We start from the raw sequence: 1,211 nt of genomic DNA, 5'->3' as shown, positions 1-1,211 counted from the left end.
TGGCCAGGTCAATGTGGCGGTGACGCAGCTCGATCAGATGACGCAGCAGAACGCCGCGCTGGTCGAAGAGAGTGCCGCGGCCGCCGAAAGCTTGAAAGACCAGGCGGCCCGCCTCGATCAGGTGGTGCGCGTGTTCCACACCGGCGACGCCGGCAGCACGGCACCTGTCATCCCGGCAGCGGCGTCCACTCCAACGCCGGCGCCTGCCGCGCCGCGCCCGAAAACAGCCCCGGCGCCGGTCAAGGCCGCGTCGCCAAAACCCAGCCCAGTGCCCCCCGGCCAGCGGGCCCCCGACACGCCGGCTCCGCCGGCGCGCCCAGCACCCGGGGTGGCCAGCGCCACCAGCGAAGGCGACTGGGAAAGCTTCTGAACGACAACGAATAGACCCCACGGAAAGCACACATGTTCTTCAATCGACTCAAGATCGGTCACCGCCTGACCCTCGGCTTCGCCAGCGTGCTGGCCCTGCTGGTGGTGTTGACCGCACTGGCCTGGAACGGCTTGCAGGCCTCGCAGGCAGCCACCGAGCGCGTCGTCGTGCTCGAGCACCGGTCGGCGGCAACCAACGAATGGGCGCAGAGCACCACACTGAACATCAACCGCGTGCTCGCGGTGGCCAAGTCCAGGGCCGATCCCGAGGTCGATGCCCACTTCAAGCCGCTGATCGCCCAGACCACCACGCGCATCAACGAACTGCAGAAGACCCTGGAGGCAGAGATCAGCAGCGCCGAGGGCAAGGCCCTGCTGACCAAAATCTCGGCCATGCGCGGCGACTACATCGCGGTGCGCAAGACCTACTTCGACACGCTCAAGGGTGGCGACGCCGCCGCTGCGAACCAGCAGCTGACCACCGGCCTGATGCCCGCGGCCGAGCGCTACAGCGCCGCGCAGGCCGAGCTGCAGGTCTTCCAGCGCGGCCTGGTCGAGACCGCCGTGGCGAACTCCGCCGCCACCATCAGCCGCCAGGTGATGCTGCTGATCGCGCTCGCCGCGGCCGCCGTGCTCGTGGCCTCGCTGGTGGCCTGGCGCATCACCCTCTCGGTGACCGCACCGGTGCACGAGGCGGTGGCCATTGCCTCAGCCGTGGCCGCGGGCGACCTGACCCGCGAGGTCCAGACGAACCGCAAGGACGAGCTGGGCGATCTGCTCAATGCGCTGGGGGCGATGAAGACCTCGCTGATCCAGACGGTGGGTCAGGTGCGCAGCGCCAC

At 69.2% G+C, this 1,211-nt stretch carries 1 protein-coding gene and 1 pseudogene; both read left to right on the top strand.

Going from position 1 to position 1,211, the window contains the following annotated elements:
• Positions 1 to 370: pseudogene (locus ASE11_RS26645) on the top strand (hypothetical protein); the annotation flags it as partial.
• A 32-nt stretch (positions 371 to 402) separates the two neighbouring features.
• Positions 403 to 1,211, top strand: an 809-nt coding sequence (locus tag ASE11_RS13485; RefSeq protein WP_156406352.1) for a HAMP domain-containing protein, incomplete at its 3' end; no start/stop codon positions are given.

Origin of the sequence: Hydrogenophaga sp. Root209, from assembly GCF_001428625.1 — a bacterium.
Classification (GTDB): Bacteria; Pseudomonadota; Gammaproteobacteria; order Burkholderiales; family Burkholderiaceae_C; genus Hydrogenophaga.
Note: the sequence above shows the minus strand (reverse complement) of the source record. Positions and strands in the feature narration are given on the sequence as shown.